The 20,388-nt window shown below is 43.9% G+C and carries 15 protein-coding genes; 12 read left to right on the top strand and 3 right to left on the bottom strand.

Annotation, left to right across the window (positions count from 1 at the left end; translation table 11 throughout):
- Position 1 precedes the first annotated feature (1 nt).
- The 6 genes from FE296_RS28125 to FE296_RS28100 all read left to right on the top strand — a co-directional run bounded on the left by FE296_RS28125 (position 2) and on the right by FE296_RS28100 (position 7,412).
- Positions 2-1,471, top strand: a complete 1,470-nt coding sequence (locus FE296_RS28125) for a sensor histidine kinase (protein WP_124114797.1) — start codon at positions 2-4, stop codon at positions 1,469-1,471.
- A gap of 6 nt (positions 1,472-1,477) precedes the next feature.
- A complete protein-coding gene (locus tag FE296_RS28120; protein ID WP_150367175.1) occupies positions 1,478-2,170 on the top strand; it encodes a response regulator transcription factor in 693 nt (230 codons plus the stop codon).
- A gap of 119 nt (positions 2,171-2,289) precedes the next feature.
- Entirely contained in the window at positions 2,290-3,798 is a 1,509-nt protein-coding gene (locus FE296_RS28115; RefSeq protein WP_150367174.1) for an S-layer homology domain-containing protein, read from the top strand.
- A gap of 10 nt (positions 3,799-3,808) precedes the next feature.
- The gene (locus FE296_RS28110) at positions 3,809-4,513 is read left to right on the top strand and encodes an ankyrin repeat domain-containing protein (protein WP_150367173.1); all 705 of its coding nucleotides are present in this window, start codon (positions 3,809-3,811) and stop codon (positions 4,511-4,513) included.
- Positions 4,514-4,824: 311 nt separating this feature from the next.
- The gene (bglS, locus tag FE296_RS28105; protein WP_105598802.1) at positions 4,825-5,538 is read left to right on the top strand and encodes a beta-glucanase; all 714 of its coding nucleotides are present in this window, start codon (positions 4,825-4,827) and stop codon (positions 5,536-5,538) included.
- Between the two features lie 188 nt (positions 5,539-5,726).
- Positions 5,727-7,412, top strand: coding sequence for an extracellular solute-binding protein (locus FE296_RS28100; RefSeq protein ID WP_124114801.1), 1,686 nt, complete (start codon positions 5,727-5,729; stop codon positions 7,410-7,412).
- 156 nt (positions 7,413-7,568) lie between these two features.
- Here FE296_RS28100 and FE296_RS28095 read toward each other — a convergent pair whose 3' ends face one another.
- Entirely contained in the window at positions 7,569-9,245 is a 1,677-nt protein-coding gene (locus FE296_RS28095; protein WP_223869069.1) for a response regulator, read from the bottom strand.
- Complete coding sequence (locus FE296_RS28090; RefSeq protein ID WP_091018941.1) at positions 9,221-10,930, bottom strand: sensor histidine kinase; 1,710 nt, start codon at positions 10,928-10,930, stop codon at positions 9,221-9,223. Before FE296_RS28090 ends, FE296_RS28095 begins: the two co-directional genes overlap by 25 nt.
- Before the next feature lie 146 nt (positions 10,931-11,076).
- On the opposite strand from FE296_RS28090, the gene FE296_RS28085 reads away from it, so the two are divergent.
- From FE296_RS28085 to FE296_RS33630, 4 genes are read left to right on the top strand one after another with little or no spacing between them, the layout of a single operon-like run.
- Positions 11,077-12,027 carry an ABC transporter permease gene (locus FE296_RS28085; protein WP_017688355.1) on the top strand — a complete coding sequence of 317 codons (951 nt, stop codon included), beginning with the start codon at positions 11,077-11,079 and terminating at the stop codon, positions 12,025-12,027.
- A gap of 15 nt (positions 12,028-12,042) precedes the next feature.
- Entirely contained in the window at positions 12,043-12,921 is an 879-nt protein-coding gene (locus tag FE296_RS28080; protein WP_017688354.1) for a carbohydrate ABC transporter permease, read from the top strand.
- Positions 12,922-12,964: 43 nt separating this feature from the next.
- On the top strand, positions 12,965-16,093 hold the full coding sequence (locus tag FE296_RS28075) for an S-layer homology domain-containing protein (protein ID WP_223869068.1): 3,129 nt from the start codon (positions 12,965-12,967) through the stop codon (positions 16,091-16,093).
- Positions 16,094-16,132: 39 nt separating this feature from the next.
- On the top strand, positions 16,133-17,422 hold the full coding sequence (locus FE296_RS33630) for a carbohydrate binding domain-containing protein (RefSeq protein ID WP_223869067.1): 1,290 nt from the start codon (positions 16,133-16,135) through the stop codon (positions 17,420-17,422).
- Between the two features lie 120 nt (positions 17,423-17,542).
- On the opposite strand, the gene FE296_RS28070 is transcribed toward FE296_RS33630, so the two are convergent.
- Positions 17,543-18,394 (bottom strand): aldo/keto reductase, encoded by an 852-nt coding sequence (locus FE296_RS28070; RefSeq protein WP_150367171.1) that lies wholly within the window; start codon positions 18,392-18,394, stop codon positions 17,543-17,545.
- 181 nt (positions 18,395-18,575) lie between these two features.
- Here FE296_RS28070 and FE296_RS33625 point away from each other — a divergent pair, with 181 nt between their 5' ends.
- Positions 18,576-18,704, top strand: a complete 129-nt coding sequence (locus FE296_RS33625; protein ID WP_219845137.1) for a DUF6254 family protein — start codon at positions 18,576-18,578, stop codon at positions 18,702-18,704.
- 364 nt (positions 18,705-19,068) lie between these two features.
- Positions 19,069-20,367, top strand: coding sequence for an NCS2 family permease (locus FE296_RS28065; RefSeq protein ID WP_124114804.1), 1,299 nt, complete (start codon positions 19,069-19,071; stop codon positions 20,365-20,367).
- Positions 20,368-20,388: the final 21 nt, after the last annotated feature.

Genomic DNA, 20,388 nt, shown 5'->3' with positions numbered 1-20,388 from the left:
CATGTCAATTCGAATAAAAATGCTGCTGTCCTTCACGGGCATGCTTGTTATAAGTCTGCTGTTCATCCTGCTTACGGCAAGTCTGTATACGATTGCGGCCACAGGGGATCTACAGAGTTTCCGCGATATTTACAAGGTACATTATCAGATCAACCCCCTGACTGAACAGGGAGAATCGATCTTTCAAGAGATGAAGTTCCTGGCCAAAAATGACCCGGATGATCTGCAGAACAAGGTTTTACTGCGTGAATATGACATGAAGCTGCGGGCTGAGAAGTCAGGGCTCTACGTCAGACGGGAGAATAGCCAGATTTTCGAATCGCTGACCTTCAATCAGCCAGAACTGAAGCAAGCACTACCTGCCTATGATCTTAACAATTATCAGATTCGAAGCACCTTCAATATTGGTGAGCGGTTTTATGCGTATGCAAAATTTGATTTTCAATATTCAGACGGGGAACGGGGGAGTATCTTTGTCATTCGCGAGAGAAGCCCCTTTGCGGAGCTTACTCGCAAGCTGCTGCCTGTGATGTCATTCCTGCTTATTGGCGTCCTCATCATTGCAAATCTGCTCTTGTTCCGCTGGATCACGCGCAGCTTCATTAAGCCATTGAATCAACTACGAAGTTCAGCCGAACATATTAAGGATGGCAATCTATCCTTTAAACTTCAGCTAAACTCCAATGACGAGGTTGGTCAACTCAGCGAAGCGTTTGAGAGCATGCGGAATCAATTGCAGCGCTCTTATGCGTTACGTCAGCAGGACGAAGTGAACCGCAAAGAGCTTATCTCCAACATTTCGCATGATCTCCGTACGCCGATTACCAATATCAAAGGTTATATTGAGGGCATTCGTGACGGAGTGGCTAATACTCCGGAGAAAATGGAGAGTTATGTTAATATCATTCACTCCAAAGCAGTTAGCATGGATAAGCTGGTGGATGAACTGTTTTTGTATTCAAAGCTCGATTTGAACCAAGAACCTTTCCTGTTTAAAACAGTTGATCTCGCTGATTTCCTTGAAGATAGCATTGAAGAACTGAGATACGATTTGGAGGATAAAGGTGTTGCCCTGGATTGGAATAACCAGGTGTCTGGGCCAGCTATGGCTGCTGTGGATCCGGAGAAGTTAAAACGTACCGTTGTTAATGTGGTGGATAATGCACTCAAATACATGGAGAATGAACATAAACGATTCGAGATTACACTTCAAGCCGATGAGAAATGGATTACGATGGGCTTTAAAGATAATGGCAGGGGAATACCTGAAGAGGCACTGCCTTATATATTTGAACGCTTCTATCGTGCAGAACAATCCCGGAATTCCTCAACGGGCGGAAGTGGGCTCGGGCTGGCAATTGCCCGGCAAATCATTGATGGACATGGGGGCTTCATCTGGGCAGAAAGCCAGCCCAATGATGGCACGAGCATATATATCAAACTGAAACGACTGAATGAAGAGAGGGACTAATAAGTAATGGCAAACATTTTGATCATTGAAGACGAAACAACGATTGCGGAACTGGAACGGGATTATTTTGAGCTCAATGGATTTTCCGTGGAGCTCTGTCATACTGGAGATGAAGGCCTGAAGCAGGCACTGGAGGGGGACTATAATCTGATCATTGTTGATCTGATGCTTCCGGGACTCGATGGCTTCGAATGTTGCAGGCGCATTCGCGAGGTAAAGGAGGTGCCCATCCTTGTTGTTTCCGCAAAAAAGGAAGAAATCGATAAGATCCGGACGTTCAATCTGGGAGTGGATGATTTTATTACAAAACCGTTCAGCCCAAGTGAGTTGGTTGCACGAGCAAAGGCTCATTTGACCCGATACGAGAGACTTCTTGGCAAAAACAAACCAGCTGAGCAGGATGAAATCCACATTCGGGGGCTTCACATTGACAAAGGATCACGCCGTGTTTTCGTTAATGGAGAAGAGGTGGCGATTACAACCAAGGAATTCGAGTTAGTTGTATTTCTTGCGAGTCATCCCAATCGTGTATTCAGCAAATCTGATCTGTTCGAGCGGATCTGGGGCATGGATTCCACCGGAGATATTGCAACGGTAACCGTCCATATTCGCAAACTGCGTGGGAAGCTGGAGACAGACCCCAAAAATCCGGAGTATATTGAGACCGTCTGGGGCGCAGGCTACCGATTTACTGCATAAGTTTCCTGAAAATTTAGAGCCAGTTTATATTTTGTTAATAACTTTATCCTTGGGAGTTTCTTTTTGTCCTCTATTCTATAGATACAGGCAACTACAACCTATAGAGGAGGAATTCAACTATGAATTCGACAACCCGCAAAATCGCTACATTTCTAACCATAACTGCATTAGGTACAGCAGTATTCCCGCTAACTGCGAATCACGTACATGCAGCTACATACGTTACTAACATTGCGGCAACAACCGCACAGCTTACCCAACAACAGATCGAAGCTGCTATGAAGGATCTGAATAGCTTGGGGATCATGAACGGATATGCAGATCAATCTATGGGTGAACATCGAGCGATTACCCGTGCGGAGTTAGCTTCATTGGTTTTCAAAACGTTTAATTTGGAGAGCAAGATGGGAGAAACCGTAGAATTAACGGATGTCAATCCCAATGCATGGTATGCGCCATATGCGTCAAAGCTTGTTGAACTCGGCATCATGCAAGCTAACGATGGACGATTCAATCCGCAGACTCAAGTGTCGGATGCTGAACTCGAACAGGTCGTATCCAAAGCGATGCAACGTGATGTAAAGTCCGTTCACCATTGGATGAACGAGTTTTACTCCGAGAACGGTTCGGCAACGCGTGGCGAAACAGCAGTGTTGTTGCAAACCGCACACCAAGCTATTCCTTCGGAGCAAGCTCAAATCAAGAGCGTTAGATCACTGAATGCCATTACGTTAATTGTCACATTCGACAAGCCGCTGACAGCAACGAATGAAGCTTTTGCCAAGGCACAAACGGACTTTGCATTTAGTGGCGGGTTGACGTTAACCAATATGCCCCGTTTGAAAACAGGGGCGATTGCGACTTACATCGTTCCAACGTCCGTACAAGATGCTGGTGAAGTGTACAACCTGACTTACAAAGGCCAAGACGCTGGTTCCTTTGAAGGCAGTGCCACGAAAATAAACATGACAACGGCTAGTCAAGTAACGAATGATACATTCGAGATTGAAGCACTGCAAGTGAACGGTGTAGTGGATTATGGTTACATCATTTCGGCTTACAGCGGTGGTCGAGGAGCTAATGCATTCGTGCTGAATGATCAAGAGCAAGCAGGAGGCAAAACGGTTCAAATCATCTCTTCCATGCAGGCAAGACAAGTTGTAATTACGCCAGAAGGTGGCGAGCCTATCATTGCCAGATATGTTCCGTTCACGCAATCCACAGATGGTAAACAAGAACCGAAGTTCCGTTTGCCTGAAGGACAAACGCTGAAATCAGGTGTCACATATACGGTTTCTTCGGATTGGGCCAACATCGAAAATGCTTCATTTACGGCGAAATCGTTTGATGCACTAGTGGTTGCAAATGCTCAAGCAGTGAGCGAAACCTCCATTGAAGTTACGCTTGACCAGGACCCTGGGGATGAACTGTTCTCTGGTCGAAGTGTAACGTTAACTTCACCTAGCGGGGATGTTCTGACGGCCACTTATAAATATTCAAGTCGAAAAGGTGCGACGGGTGTATTCGACCTAACGAATGATGGGAAGTTGACTCCGGGTACTACGTATACAATAAACCCAGTTGGGGGTTGGAGTATCGCTTCTTCGGTCACCTTGACACTGGAATAAAGGAGACAGTATGAGTAAATCGCTGATCATCGTTGTCCTGATAAGTAGTATGTTGATCGTCCAAGGCTGCGTGCCTGAAATGAGAAACGACTCTAACGTAGAGGTAAAGGCCATGACTTCAGCAGATGAACAGCTGTTCAAGGCAGTAGAGGACAGCGATACTGAACGCATCGAACAAATGATTCAAGCAGGCGCCAGTATCAATGCTCAAGATCAGACTGGACGAACCGTTACAATGATTGCAACTTACAATAATGATCCAACATCGGCTAAAGTGTTAATTGAAGCGGGGGCAGACGTGAATATACAGGACGATATGAAAAACACCCCGTTTCTGTATGCTGGCGCTGAAGGATACTTGGATATTTTGAAGCTGACAATCGAGGCCGGAGCGGACCCAACGATAACGAATCGATATGGAGGGACAGCACTTATTCCAGCTTCGGAGCATGGATATGTGGATGTAGTGCAAGAATTACTGACTCAAACTTCGGTGGATGTGGACCATGTGAATCAATTGGGATGGACAGCACTACTCGAAGCGATCATTCTTAACGATGGCAATGCTCAGCAGCAGGAGACGATACAATTACTCATTGATCATGGAGCAGACGTGAACATACCAGATCGTGATGGGGTATCACCGCTCAGTCATGCAAAGAATAAAGACTTTAAGGAAATTGAAGAAATTTTGGTACGAGCTGGTGCGAAATAGACCCTTTTAGGGTGAATAAATTAACAAACATGTTGAGATATAGGTAAAAATGGTTTTCATGGAGCGCCTGATTCCTTCTATGCTGAAGGGCAGGCGCTTCATTCAATCAATCTTACGTTTATGAAACTGGCATAGTCTTAACATGACATGCTTAGATACAAGAATGAGGATCTTAAAAATTGAATATCTCTGCTTTGAAGTTTGCTATAGTGTACCACTATACTTCCAGATAAAATGGAAATACCAACCATGTAAGCGCTATCTATTATTGTTCTGCTTGTACATGTTGGAATCATTCATGGAGGTGTATGATGAAAAGGAAGTCTTGGTATACTTTGGCGGTAACTGGTGTCATCTCTTTGTTTTTTTCGGTAAGCGCTTTCGCGGGTTATGTTTTCTGGGAACCTCTAACCTATTTTAACGCAAGTACGTGGCAAAAAGCGGATGGGTATTCCAATGGGAGCATGTTTAACTGTACGTGGAGGGCTAACAATGTTAATTTTACAAGTGACGGCAAGCTTAAGCTTGGTTTGACCAGCTCTGCACAGAACAAGTTTGATTGCGGAGAGTATCGTACCACAAATACGTATGGGTACGGCTTGTATGAAGTCAGTATGAAACCTGCCAAGAACACAGGTGTAGTATCGTCTTTTTTCACATACACAGGCCCTGCACATGGCACCCAATGGGATGAGATTGATATCGAATTTTTAGGAAAAGACACAACCAAAGTGCAGTTTAATTATTATACCAATGGCGTTGGTAATCATGAGAAGGTTATCAATCTAGGTTTTGATGCATCCCAGGGCTTCCATACGTATGCATTTGACTGGCAGCCGGGACACATCAAATGGTATGTTGATGGTGTATTGAAACACACGGCAACCAGCAATATTCCTAAAACACCTGGAAAAATCATGATGAACCTCTGGAATGGAACAGGAGTAGATAGCTGGCTCGGTCCTTATAACGGGGCCAATCCGCTCTATGCTGAGTACGATTGGGTTAAATATACGAGTAATTAAGCAGACTGAAGCAGCCGTTAGCGGCTGCTTTTTTCTATATTCAGGCATTGTATTTATTCAATATATGTATTCAATATCCAATATCCTAAATTAATGCAATAAATGTTGCAATATTAGTATGGGCATAAATATCATACATTCATTATGATTAACCTGTAAGCAACATTACATAGACTGGGGGAACGAAGTTGGACACAAGTAAAAAGAGACGAGTAGGCAGTTTGGTCATGATCGGTGTATTGGCCCTATCTGCAGCCTTGAGTGGGTGTAGTAACGGGAACGACAAGAAAACAGAATCGAGTACACCAGCGACAACGTTGGAACTCAAAAATGGGAAGTATGATCCACCAGTATCCATTACGTATTTACGACCATGGGGTCCAGACGTGAAGTTTAAGTCAGGTGAGGATCAGGATAACAACGTCCATACAAAATGGGCCAAGGAGAAACTCGGGATTGAGTTGAAAAACCAGTGGATATCTCCTTCTACCAATAATGCATTTGAGACAAAACTGCGTCTGTCACTGGCTTCCAATGCGGACATGCCGGACATTATTTCATATCGCGGCGAATTCAATCTGGTGCGTGAATTGATTGAGTCCGGAAAATTTGTCGATGCCGGCGAGTTGTTTGACAAATATGCCAGCGACACATGGAAAGCAGCTGTAAACGAAGATCCTTCCGTATGGTATCCATACATGCAAGATGGCAAAAAGATCGGTATTCCGATTCTGGACTATTCCTATAATGGTGATCCTGTCATGTGGATCCGTGAAGACTGGATGAAGAAATTTAATCTGGAAGCACCTAAAACTATAGATGATCTTGAAGTCATTATGGAAACGTTTACGAATCAAGACCCGGATGGCAATGGGAAGCAGGACACTTACGGACTCACCATTGGCTTCAAGAACTGGCTGAACACATGGATGTCTGAAGCTGGGTGGGTATTTGGCGCTTATGGTACAATGCCAAACCAATGGAATCTGACGGCAGACGGAAAACTTGAATACGGTTCCGTTACACCTGGTGCAAAACAGGCTTTGGCCAAATTACAGAGCTGGATGAGCAAAGGTTATATCCCGGAAGAAGCCGGTGTGTATGACGAGACAAAAGCTGCTGAAGAATTTACTGCCGGAAAAGCAGGTATTGTGGTCGGTCCTCATTGGATGCCATCCTGGCCGCTGGAGGATGTGAAGAAAAACAATCCTGAGGCTGAATACAAAGCGTATCCCATTCCTTCCGGTCCAAACGGTCAAGCAGGCAGACATGGGACGTCGAACGGAAATGGCGTAGTTCTGATTAACAAAGACATGAAAAATCCGGAAGCCTTTTTCACCTATCAGAACTATCTCTTTGATCACTATGCGAATCCTAAAGAGGGCGATGAGTTTGAGCATGGATTTGCGGAAGGATACGATTGGGTTATGGTAGATGGGAAACCATCAACCGATGCAAGTCTTACGGGTGGTTATGCTCCCGAGAAGTACACTTTGACTTTTGATGGAGCGCGTATTCCCAATCTAAGCATGACAACACTTGCCAAGCTGGCAAGCGGTGAAGAAGCAACTACACCGTTTGAGAAGAAAATCAAATCAGGTGTACCAGTACCTATGCTTGATGCAGCCAAGATTGTTTTGGATCAAAAAGATATCGTGTTCAATCAAATGTTTACCGGTGCACCTTCAATGACAATGCAGATGAACAATGATATTTTGACGAAGATGGAGAAAGATACCTTCTCTCAAATTGTATATGGCAAAACCTCTGTTGATGCGTTCGACTCATTTGTTGAGAAGTGGAAGTCTTCAGGCGGAGATCAGATTACGAAAGAAGTTAACGAGTGGTATGATTCCGTGAAAAGCGGCAAATAGGATGACGCAGGGATGGATGAATTGATTCATCGCGGCCACATAAGCACCAAAAAGGCATTGCCGGAGAAGATCTCCGGCAATGCCTTTTTGTATTTGATATGGAGAAGGGGAAACCGAAGAGATTGCCAGAACGTCAAGTCTGGCTTTAGTACTTTTTTAAACCGGCAGATTTTCCCGATATTCCTGCGGTGTAAGATCATAAAATTTCTTGAAAACTCGAATAAAATATGCGGTATTGTTGTAACCGACAAGTTCTGCAATCTCAAACACTTTGGCGGTTGATGTTCGCAAATGATAGGCTGCTTTCTCCATTCTTAACCGGTACACATAAGCAGTAAGTGCTTCACCTGTCTCCGCTTTGTATACCTTGGACAAGTACACTGGATGCAGATGCACATGGTCGGCAATTGCAGGCAGCGATACATCTCCAGCCAGATGAAGGTCGACGAAACTTTTGACGCTGCGCACAATGGTGCTGTGATTGTCTCTAAGCTCTTGTTCAGCATCATCTCGTATGTAATGAAGTGTACGCAAGGACCAGTCCTGTAGCTGCTGCGCAGTGGAGTAGCTGGGAGCTTGAAAGTAACGATAGGACTCTGCTGGAATCAAAGAAGAGATTTGTTTGCCATTTTTATGAATGATGTACGCAAAGGCGCCTGCAATAGCAAAATACACCTCGAAGGTTGACTCCGCAATATCATGATGTTCATTGGAATGCAGCAGTTCCTCAAATATGTGTTCGATTTTCTGTTCCACATCCTCAAAGCGACCAGCTTCGAGCAAGCTAATCAAGGTTGGTGGCTGATAAAGCGACCTGATCGTATGTAGAGGATTAGCATCCGTTTCATCGGAAGCGGTGACAAACAAACCTTGCACCTGACCCATCCGTTTACGCATGGACATAACCGTTCGCTCATAGAGTTCTCCAATTTCGTGGGGAAACTTGCCCCAACTGGAGACGGAAATGGAGATTGCACCTTTCAGGTATAACTGAACATTGGTTTGAATCTGGGCAGCATACTGCTCAAGCAATGTCTGAGGCGTCTCACTCCGGCTATAACTCATCGTTGTGGAATGTTTCATGCTTACCAGAACAACAATGTAATCGTGCACGTCACGTGTATGCCAGATATGAAAATGATTATGCATTACTTCACTTATGATATTACATATCGCATATTCCATTAGGGCCAGGTCACCGTGCGCCATATCGGATAGATGTTTCTCCATACGGATAATCAGCATGCCGAGATCTTCTCCTACGGAGTAAGGAAGCTCCAGCAGATCAAGCTTGTCTGCCAGCGTCTTCTGATCATAGACTTTCCCAGTCAGCAACTCATGCAGCATCGTGGATTGAAGCAATGGCAGATGATCCTGAAAGGCGTGTAAGGCTCTTTGATGAGATGCTGCTGTTTCCCACTTTTCTTTAATTCGATGAACAAGACGTTGCACGGATTCGATCAGATCTTCATCGCTAACAGGTTTCAGCAAGTAATCAAAGCTTTCCTGCGCAATTGCCTGTTTGGCATATTCAAAGTCGGCGTGACCTGATAACAGAATCGTCTGCACATGAGGCCACTTTTCATGAATCGCTGTAATCAGCGCAATGCCTGACATTTCGGGCATACGTATATCCGTAATTACAATGTCAATGTCGTGGTTGTCCATAATTTCCAGCGCTACTGCACCGGATAAGGCTTCATGAACTGTACCGATCCCGCAGCTTTCCCACGGAATGGTCTCTGCCAGCGTTTCCACGACGGAACGTTCATCGTCAACTAGTAATATTTGCAGCATGGGTCGTTCACCTACTTGTCTGTATTGTCGTGCCATGTGATGTTAACTTTAATCCCACCCATTGAAGAATGATCATAAGATAGTCCAGATCCTTCACCGTAGAGAAAAGATAAACGCTGATGGACATTCCATGTACCACATCCCATATTCTCATCCAGCGGTTTAAGAAGATTATCTCTCAGATGATCAAGCTGTTTCTCAGACATGCCAAGCCCGCTGTCCTCCACGATAATCGTGTACACATCATCCTCGCAGTCCGCATAGATTTTAATCTCACCATCTACCGATTTGGGCTCCAGACCATGAATAATAGCGTTCTCAATAATAGGCTGGAGGGTTAGTCTGGGAACTGTTTTATCTAAAATATCATGGGGCACGTCGATTGTAAAATGCATTCGTTCCAGACGAAGTGACTGGATTTCCAAATAATTTTTGACCATCGTCAGCTCTTCACGAAGCGTGGCTTGATCCTTTTCGGACCTGGTTATGTATCGGTAATACTCCCCCAGATTCAGTGCCATGGCTACCACGGCCTTTTCATTTTTCATTCGGGCCATGTTCTTGATATAGAACAGGCAGTTATATAGAAAATGCGGATTAATCTGCGACTGCAACTGTTTGAGCGTGGCTTCCCGACTTCTTAATTTCTCCTCATATACATTCTCGATTAATTCTTGAATTCGTTGAGCCATGATGTTGAAACGTGCAAATAACAAGCTGAACTCATTGCGTGCAGAATGATGAAGCCGAACGGAAAAGTCCCCAGTGGACAAGCGATTTGTCCCTTTCACCAACTGTAAGAGTGGAAGCTGCACACTTCGGTAGAGTGTATATAATACAACAACACTCATCACGATCAGAACGGCAATTGAAGCGTAAAAAAGATTCCGGCTGCTCGTAATCGGTTTCAAAATTTGCTGCATAGGCACATAGTCAACATAATACCAGCCGAGGCTCTTGGATTGAATATAGGAGACGTAATATTCCGTTTTGTTCAACGTTGTACTGAATCCACCGCTGGCCTGCAGTTTTGCGTCTTTCAGGGAAGGCAGGATTGCGTTCAAGGTTTCCTTTCCAGAACTATTGCTGATTAATCCATAATCGGGATGGAACATGAACGGATCACCTTTATTATTTAATTTGTTTTGATTAAGAAGTGCAGTTAAGTGATGAACTGGAAAACTGATTTTGGTAATCAATCTTGCTTTGCCAGGTCTCGCCATCGCTGTCGTTGGATCGGTAGTGTACCAGATAAACTGATTGTCGGCATAGGTCCAGGACTGCGAGAGAGGCTCCTTAAATTCATCATCCCTGTACGGAATGTAAGCATAATAATCCGTTGATATCACTTTTTGCATCCTTGGGAAGTATAGTGTGATGGTCGAATGCCATTTGCTTGCTGCGTTGTACAGATTCATCTTTTCCAGAATGGCACTTCCAACTTTCACACGTTCATAGGGAATGTCCTTATAGTCGGGGCGTTGATATTCCTGAATACTCGAATCTTGCCCAATAGACATCCCATACAATGACAATTGGTAAATGTTGGATTCTACTGAATCAGCAAATGTCGATAGATGATTCATCGTATTGTTCTGAATCTCGTGTTCGATAACACGCACGCTTTCCCGGTTCGAGTATGTATAGAGAAACAGCACCAGAATAAGCAGCATCACAAACAACAGTGTAATTTTGGTAAAGACATTCAAGCGTGTGAACAAAGTCCAACCTCCTTAATCTTATTAAAATATTGATATCGTTGTTGCAATATTAGGATATAGATCACAAATTTCCATTGCTATAATTTTAATATACAAGTTCACGATGACTTGTAAAATACAAAATTTAGAACATGGGGGATGCAGGAGTGAAGGAACATACGTTAGAAACGCCGCATAAACGGCGCTCCACCAGGGTTAAACAGCGCTGGAATATGCAACGGAACTGGACCTTGCATATGATGCTCATTCCAGCTGTATTGCTGGCACTGGTGTTTCAGTACATACCGATGGGTGGCATTGTAATTGCTTTTCAGGATTTCAAGCCATACTTGGGATTTTCTGAATCCAAATGGGTGGGTTGGGACAATTTTCGATATTTATTCTTATATCCGGACGTAGGTCAGGTGATCTGGAATACGCTGGTCATTGCATTTTTCAAAATCATCGCAGGACTGTTCGCTCCATTCCTGTTTGCCATTTTGCTCAATGAAGTGCGCTTGACGGCATTCAAGAGAGTGAGTCAAACGCTTGTGTATCTACCGCATTTCCTATCATGGGTTATTCTCGGTGGTATTCTGCTCGATATCCTGTCTCCTCAGGGCGGCATGGTCAACCAGCTTGTCGTAGCCTTTGGAGGAGAACCGATCTTCTTCCTAGGGGACGGTACATGGTTCCGAATAACGCTGATCCTCAGTGATGTGTGGAAAGAATTTGGTTTTGGTACGATCGTATTTCTGGCTTCTCTCTCAGGAATTAATCCTGCACTCTACGAGGCTGCCGAGGTGGATGGGGCCAACCGATTTAAACAGACGCTGCACATTACGATTCCGGCATTAATGCCGATTACAATCGTACTGATGACACTCTCTATCGGCAATATCCTGAACGCCGGTTTTGATCAGGTATTCAACTTGTACAATCCGCTTGTGTATGACAAAGGCGACATCATTGACACCTTTGTATATCGACTCGGGATTCTAAACGGGAAGATGAGCTTCGCCACAGCAGTGGGGTTATTCAAATCAGTGGTAGCTACCATTTTGATTGTTATATCGTACAGAATGGCTTACAAACTAGCTAATTATCGAGTTTTCTAGAGAGGAGAAAAGGGCTTGTATTATAAAACAAAAGGATACCGCATATTCAGCATCGCTAACTATACTTTTCTTGGGATATTATCGATACTCTGCATTTTACCAATTATTCATATATTGGCTGTTTCATTCAGCAGTATGGCGCCAGCATCATCAAACCTGGTTACCTTCTGGCCCATCGGGTTCACAACCGACGCATATGTGAAAACATTCGGGAATTCAAACTTCATTAACTCCTTGATCGTATCACTTAAACGGACTGTAATTGCGACGATCATTGGTATGGTCATCATGCTCTTAACCGCATTTCCGTTGTCGAAGGAAGATATCAGTTTTAAAGGACGCTCCTTATATACGTGGTTTTTCGTATTTACCATTTTGTTCAGCGGCGGTTTGATTCCAAGTTACATTCTGATCCAGAAGCTTGGCTTGATGAATACAATCTGGGCACTTATTCTGCCTGGAGCACTGTCCGTGTGGAACGTTATTCTCATGATGAACTTCTTCCGCGGACTGCCCAAAGAACTTGAGGAAGCAGCCTATTTGGATGGAGCAGGTCATATCAAAACGTTGATTCTGGTCTACGTACCACTGTCGCTTCCAGCTATTGCAACCTTGTCCTTATTTACGATGGTGTATCAGTGGAACTCCTGGTTCGACGGCATGATCTATATGTCTGATATTAAAAATTATCCGCTTGCATCTCTATTACAGACCATTATCGTTCAGCAAGATCTCAGCAAAATCAACGTCGATCCTTCCATGTTGGAAAATATCTCGCAGCGAACCGTACGGGCAGCACAGATCTTTATCGGCGCGCTTCCGATCCTGATGGTATACCCGTTTTTACAACGTTTCTTCGTTAAGGGGATCGTTATTGGAGCAGTCAAGGAATAGGCTATGCAAATGCAAGGATAACTGAGCTGAGGGAGGAAGAAGGATGAGAAAAGGACTGGCATGTATGGTGGCATGGAGTTTAATGGCTTCTCTCGTTTATCCAGCAACTGTTGGAGCAGAAAGTGTACAGGGTCAAGCGGAGGTGGGAAATGTGCAGGCGAAAAGCCTGCACTTCTCTGTTCCCTATACAGACCTGACCGGGCATTGGTCACAATCTGCAGTTACACGGTTGCAAGATTTGAATCTATTGAAAGGTTATACTGACGGTACATTCAAGCCCAGTGAGGTCATTAGCCGAGCTGAATTCGTGATGATTCTCGATCGAGCCTTTGGTTTCACTGGTAATGCGGCGACTGGTTCACATGTGGATGTGACTTCAGACGATTGGTACTATGACGTGATGGTACGAGCGAATGGTTCTGGCATCATCGAAGGAACAGATCGTGATCATCTGTCACCACAACAACCGATTACGCGACAAGATGCAGCGGTTATGGTAGATCGAGCTTTTCAACTTTCAGCGGCTACAAATGAAGATAGTGAACAATTGAAATTTCAGGATGCAGCTGATATTTCAGGTTATGCAAAGAAAGCGCTTACCTATATGGTGAACGAAAATATTCTTAAAGGTTTCCAAGGTAAATTAAATCCCAAATCCCCGATTACACGAGCAGAGACGGCAGCAATGTTGTCGGAGATGATTGCAGATGTGAAAAGTGCTCCTGGTATTTATGAGTCGCGGGTGGATGGCAACTTGATTATTAATTCAACGGATGTCACGTTAAAAAATATGATTGTTAATGGAAATCTGCTGCTGGCAGAAGGCATTGACGAGGGATCTGTTGTTCTTCAGGGCGTAACTGTCACAGGAAGTGTCATCATTAAAGGCGGAGGAGGTCATTCCATCAACATTAACAACTCCAAGCTGCATCGAGTAGTCGTTGACAAACGTGGGGAGCCCGTCAGAGTTGCCATTACGGAAGAAAGCAACATTCAGGAGATGCATGTAATGCAGAGATCCATTCTGGAGATCTCTTCAAACAGCCTGATTGATTCCATGAATATCCATGCAGAAGCGAGTCAGACTCGAATGGATACCAAAGGTACGATCCAAAAGTTGAGTGTAGATGCCGATGAAGTTGTGATCAACGGAGAGAAAGTAAAACAAGGATTGCGCACATCCATGGTGGGTGAAGCCCAACAACCTGTTTCCTCGCAGCCTGGTGGTTCAACAAATGTGACAAGCACACCCACACCATCTTCTCCAGACGGACAATCACCGTCTACACCATCAACACCAAGCAATCCGGCGGGCGAAAAACCGGTTCCTGCAACAACGATTCCGCATGATCAATGGGAGCTGGTCTGGAATGATGAGTTCAACGGGCCCGCGATTGATTCTTCCAAATGGACCGTGCAGGATACAGGACTCGTTTATAACAATGAAATGCAATATTACAGCCCGGATAACACTCGCATTACGAAAGATCAGAATCGAAGCGTGTTGCAAATTGAAGCAAAAAAGGGTCCGAAAAATGGTAAGGATTACAGCTCTGGCAAACTGATCTCCACGGGAAAAGGCGACTGGACCTACGGTAAAGTAGTTGTACGTGCAAAGCTTCCTATTGAAAAAGGCATGTGGCCTGCCATATGGATGATGCCAACGGATGAAGCACATTATGGTGGATGGCCTGCCTCTGGAGAAATCGATATTATGGAGCTAATTGGTGGCAAAGAGAGTAATAACAAGGTATATAGCACATTGCATTATGACAGTGTGAAGCCTGACGGCTCCCATGGACATGATCAGGGAAGCCTTACTCTTCCCAAGGGAGAAACTTTCGCTGACGATTATCACGATTTCCAGGTGGAATGGTTGCCGGGTATGATTCGTTTCTATGTGGATGGAAAGCTGCATCATGAAGTGACCAACTGGCAAACGAAGGCTGCGGGCCAACCCGAGTATTATACATTCCCTGCACCATTTGATCGTCCATTCTATCTGATTCTGAATCTGGCAGTTGGAGGAGACTGGCCGGGCTCACCTGAAAGCAACTTCACTTCCGAAAAGATGAATGTTGATTTTGTGCGAGTATATTCTTACAAAAATCTAGACACATGGCCTGATGTAACAACAAATCCCATCGAGCCTGCACAACAACGTGAACCACAAACCGATGGCAATCAAATCTACAATGATCGTTTTTCGGAAGGGTCTGCAGACAATGGAGTGCCTCTTCAGTGGAAATTCATTACAAATGCTGATGGAGCTGGCAGTGTCAAAGTTGTAACGGATGAGCAGAAAGGGAAGGCAGCAGAAGTTACCATTGATGCATCAGGAACTGAAAACTACTCGGTTCAACTCACTCAGATGCCGATGTATATCAAGAAAAACAAAAAGTACAAGATACAATTTGATGCGAAAGCATCTGCTAACCGTACAATCATGTCCAAAGTGAACCAATTCGAAAAAAGTTGGACCAATTATTCGGGTGATAACACCTTTGCACTCACGACAGATTGGCAAACCTATGATTATACCTTCAATATGCGGGATGGATCGGATAACAATGCCAGATTCGAATTTAATCTGGGGCTGGATGATACAATCGTTTGGTTTGCCAATGTCAGACTGATCGAGGTGGGTGAAGCTGATCCGTTAACTGTCGAACGAAACGCCCTACCTGATGGCAACTTTATTTACAATGGCACATTCGATCAAGGCAAGGAGCGTCTGGGATTCTGGTCAAACAGCATTCAGGACAGTGCGGCAGCCAATATAAGTGTAAATAACTTTTCGAAATTCCCGATTATGGAGCGTCAGCTAGTTGTTGATGTTACTCAAACGAATGGTGACCCACAGCAAGTATCGGTGAACCAACCGGATTTGAAGCTGGAAGCGAATACAACGTATGGTTTCTCCTTAGATGCCAAGGCAGACACACCGCGAAGCCTCGACATTGATGTTGTCAGCAGTAATGGGCATACGGTGCAGGTCCATCAAGGACAAAACCTCTCCTTGAACCAAGAAATGAAAACATTCACTGGAGAAATTATCATTGGAGATGGAGCAACAACCGCACAATCCGAGTTAAGACTGTTATTCGGCAGTTCTAAAGGTAAGGTATATGTGGACAATGTTCGTCTGACGAAACGCGGAAAACCTCTGTAAGTGCATGGCTACGCACATGTACCTGCAACCGAAGCCTGGATGATGCAAGGCTTACAACTGGAGGACTCCGTAGAAGGAGGAAAACATGTCAGTTACATGGATCAGGGAGATCTGCTGCAATATAAAATCGATGTAGCTCAAGACGGAGTATATGTTCTGTCTGCCCGAATGGCCAGTGGAAAAAGTGATTCCAAGGTTCAGTTCAGCATTCAGGATGAACAAGGGACAACCGTTGCACAATCAGACCTGAGTCTCGGAGACACGGGTGGATGGCAAGCATATAAAATGGTGTATTTTCCAGGGGTCAACTTGACAGCAGGCAAACCCTATTATGTGAATTTTGAAGGAGCAGATTATAATACACGTTGGGTGGATATTTCACACAACAAAATTCAGAACAGTGAGCTAACAGCTGATCTGAATCATTGGGAGCTAATTCCTAATCATCTGACAGCCTCACATGACGAGGGCGAAGGATTAACGATTAAATTGCCTGGTACAAATGAACATTGGTGGGATGCTTTGTTGCAACAAGGTCAGATCAAACTGGATGCAAACAAAACGTACCGACTTACCTTCGAGGCATCTGCTTCAGGTCCTAAATCCATGCAAGCGGTTCTTTCTCAGAATGCAGGGGATTTTGTGAAGTATTTTGAAGAAGAAGTGGAATTAACTGCGGATCAAAAGTCGTATACTTATACTTTCACCATGGGGGATACCTCCGATTCGGCAGCCATGCTTGCATTTGGATTAGGGTATCCGCTATCTACAGGTGAACACTCGATTAACATCAATAACGTGCAGTTATATGAAGTTAATCCGAATGCAGATCAAGGAGGGCAGCCAGCTCATGTTAACCTTATTCCCAATGGAGACTTTTCCAAAGGTAAGGAAGGTTGGTTTACCCACGCGGATGATAATGCAGCGGACCTTGAGATGCAAGTTAGCAATCAACAGCTTCATGCCAAGATTGGTCATGCAGGACAGCATCCATGGGATCGTCAAGTCATCAATGAAGGATTTGGCATACAGCAAGGTTTTAAATATAAATTAACGTTTAAAGCCAAAGCGGAGAAGTCCAGGAAATTGGGTTTGGGGATTGGATGGGTCGATGCCGCTGCCAACTATGAATGGCATGGGTTCTTTGGGGCACGAGTTGATTTGACTCCAGAAGAACAGGAGTTCACGTTTACATTTGATGCAACAGAAGACAGCTATGCGAATACTCGAATCTCATTTGATCTGGGTAACATTGATGGTGTGCAAGATGGCAACACAACCGTCTCATTATCCGAGGTCAGCTTGATTAATCTGGGTCCTGCCAATTAACTTCTGAATTCTCTATATATTGAGGCGCAATAAATGAAAAATCCGATTCCGAGATGCCGGAATCGGATTTTTTGACCTCTCCGTGAAGAGAAGGAATAGATTGTTATTGGATAGATAGGATTAAATATCTAGTTTGCGAGTACTAATCCATTTCACCATTTCAGGATCGTTATGGGAGAAGAATAGGCTCTGTTGGGTATCTAGCGCAGTAATCGACTCAATATCTGCTTGGCTTAATTCAAAATCAAAAATATTGAAGTTCTCAATAATTCTTTCTTTACGAACCGATTTTGGAATAACAACGACTTCACGTTGCGTCAACCAACGCAAAACCACTTGAGCAGCCGATTTGTTGTACTTTTCACCAATTGATAGCAATACCTCATTCTGGAACAAGTCATTTTTCCCTTCAGCAAATGGTGCCCAAGATTCGATCTGAACATTATTTTCTTTCATGAATTGTCCAGTTGTGATCTGCTGGTTGAAAGGATGTGTTTCGACCTGGTTTACAGCAGGGGTTACTTCGTTTTGCAGAATCAAATCGATCAGACGATCTGGCTGGAAGTTACTCACTCCGATTGCACGTACTTTTCCTTCACGATACAACTCCTCCATTGCATGCCAAGAACCATGTACATCTCCAAATGGTTGATGAATTAAATATAAATCCAAATAGTCCAATTGCAATCGTTCCAAAGATTTTTCAAATGCTTGTTTGGTACGTTCATAACCCGTATCCTGAACCCAAAGTTTTGTCGTGACAAATAATTCTTCTCTGGCCACGCCACTACGTTTGATCGCTCTGCCCACGGCTTCCTCGTTTAGATAAGAGGCAGCTGTATCAATGAGACGATACCCAGCCGATATGGCATCCATAACACTTTGTTCACATTCGTTTGCATCTGCAATCTGAAACACACCAAAGCCGAGAATAGGCATCTCAACACCATTATTTAACATTACTTTGTGCATATATTAACCTCCGGTTGTGGCATGTCTATATTATTGCATTCCTGCTCTAAAAACCGATATCTAATTTGTCTTATATGCTTGCCTAATTCTCTTATTACCTATGCATGCAGAATAAAGTTGTCCAGGAATGACATCATAAAGAAGTAGTATACATCTCAGTTTCCAGAGGAGGATATCTTGTATGGCTGACCAGAAGAAAAGAAAAGAAGCTGCCTGGAAGTCACGAAAGCAAGAACAGCATCCCCATGGCAAAATCAAATCGCTTAAAGAATTATCCAGCGAATATGAAGAGAAACCTACTACGAATTAAGCAAGAGACTGTCAGTGAACATTGCTGGCAGTCTTTCTTCATATATTGCAGACATTGAGCCTTACGTACATACTTTATTCTAAAAACGAATGAACGTAAGATATAATGTCTATATAGTTCGTAAATAACTGTGAACAAATCGTTAATTCATTGACATTACATGTAATTTTAATTAGAATACGAAATGGACTTCAGGTTGAAAACAGATTATGAGTATCTTTATGTTTAGTTTAGAGCTTAGCTGTTGAATCTTTAAATCCTAACAACGAATATAGGAGCGACAATATTACAATCCTATATGAAGATTAGGATTTTTTGTTTTTAGCTTTGGAGTATAATTTGAAAGTTGGAGGCTGGCTTTACCATGGACAAATGGTTCAAACTTAAAGAACGAGGCACGAGCATCCCCACAGAAATTATCGCAGGGGTTACAACATTTTTCACAATGGTATACATAGTTATCGTAAACCCAGGAATACTCAGCAGCACAGGCATGGACTTTAACGGAGTATTCATAGCAACGGTACTGGCAAGTATTGTGGGAACTCTGATTATGGGAATATGGTCCAATTATCCAATCGTCATCGCGCCGGGTATGGGCCTGAATGCATTCTTTGCCTATAGCGTAGTTGCAGGGTATGGCGTGTCTTGGCAGGTTGCACTGGGAGCCGTATTTATAGCAGGGATTTTGTTTATTATTTTATCACTGACTTCATTCCGTTACATGTTGCTAGATGCAATTCCTGCTAGCTTAAAACATGCCATAACCGCAGGGATCGGATTGTTTATTACGACGGTAGGTTTGCAAAATGCCGGGATTATTGCCGATTCAGAATCGAATTTGATTACGATCGGAAACTTGGCTGAGCCAATGGCTTATCTGACTATTATCGGATTGATTATTACCGTTGTGCTGATGGCTTATAATGTGAAAGGTTACCTGTTCATCGGAATGGTGGTAACAGCGATACTTGCCTGGATCATGGGACTATTCCAAATGCCGGAATCGATTGTATCCATGCCGCATGGCCTCGCTTCAACGGCTTTGCAACTGGATCTGGCAGGGGTATTCTCGAATGGTTTGTATACGATCATATTTACGTTCCTGCTGATCACGCTGTTTGATACGACAGGCACGATGCTCGGCGTTGCTGAACAAGCAGGATTGCTTAAGGATGGCAAATTCCCACGCTCGCGTGGCGCATTATTGGCAGATGCCGTAGGAACAACCAGTGGCGCTTTGCTGGGAACAAGCCCAACATCAGCTTATATCGAGTCCAGCACAGGGGTAGCCGCAGGAGGAAGAACGGGACTGACAGCGGTAACGGTAAGTGTGCTGCTTGCGCTGACCTTGTTCTTCACACCGATCGTAAGTGTAATATCAAGCATTCCGGCGATCACTTCTCCGGCACTGATTATTGTTGGGTACTTTATGATTAACGTTATCAGCAAAATCAAATGGGATGATCTCGAAGAAGCATTTCCTGCCTTCCTGATTATCATCCTTACTCCATTGACACATAGTATTGCGACAGGCATCGGAGTAGGTTTCATCTTTTATCCGGTACTTAAGCTGCTCCGCGGAAAAGGTAAAGATGTTCATCCAATCTTCTACATTTTTGCGGTATTGTTCTTCATTCAGCTCGTGTTCCTGGACCACTAAAACTGGTCTAATCAAAAAGAG

The sequence above is a fragment of the Paenibacillus sp. UASWS1643 genome (assembly GCF_008693195.1).
Classification (GTDB): Bacteria; Bacillota; Bacilli; order Paenibacillales; family Paenibacillaceae; genus Paenibacillus; species Paenibacillus amylolyticus_B.
This window is presented reverse-complemented; position numbering and strand designations above follow the sequence as displayed.

What these genes read in the sequence shown, in the direction of transcription:
- FE296_RS28125 (WP_124114797.1), top strand. Translation starts at nt 2, where the DNA reads ATGTCAATTCGAATAAAAATGCTGCTGTCCTTCACGGGCATGCTTGTT.
- FE296_RS28120 (WP_150367175.1), top strand. Translation starts at nt 1,478, where the DNA reads ATGGCAAACATTTTGATCATTGAAGACGAAACAACGATTGCGGAACTG.
- FE296_RS28115 (WP_150367174.1), top strand. Translation starts at nt 2,290, where the DNA reads ATGAATTCGACAACCCGCAAAATCGCTACATTTCTAACCATAACTGCA.
- FE296_RS28110 (WP_150367173.1), top strand. Translation starts at nt 3,809, where the DNA reads ATGAGTAAATCGCTGATCATCGTTGTCCTGATAAGTAGTATGTTGATC.
- bglS (WP_105598802.1), top strand. Translation starts at nt 4,825, where the DNA reads ATGAAAAGGAAGTCTTGGTATACTTTGGCGGTAACTGGTGTCATCTCT.
- FE296_RS28095 (WP_223869069.1), bottom strand. Translation starts at nt 9,245, where the DNA reads ATGGCACGACAATACAGACAAGTAGGTGAACGACCCATGCTGCAAATA.
- FE296_RS28075 (WP_223869068.1), top strand. Translation starts at nt 12,965, where the DNA reads ATGAGAAAAGGACTGGCATGTATGGTGGCATGGAGTTTAATGGCTTCT.
- FE296_RS33630 (WP_223869067.1), top strand. Translation starts at nt 16,133, where the DNA reads ATGATGCAAGGCTTACAACTGGAGGACTCCGTAGAAGGAGGAAAACAT.
- FE296_RS28070 (WP_150367171.1), bottom strand. Translation starts at nt 18,394, where the DNA reads ATGCACAAAGTAATGTTAAATAATGGTGTTGAGATGCCTATTCTCGGC.
- FE296_RS33625 (WP_219845137.1), top strand. Translation starts at nt 18,576, where the DNA reads ATGGCTGACCAGAAGAAAAGAAAAGAAGCTGCCTGGAAGTCACGAAAG.
- FE296_RS28065 (WP_124114804.1), top strand. Translation starts at nt 19,069, where the DNA reads ATGGACAAATGGTTCAAACTTAAAGAACGAGGCACGAGCATCCCCACA.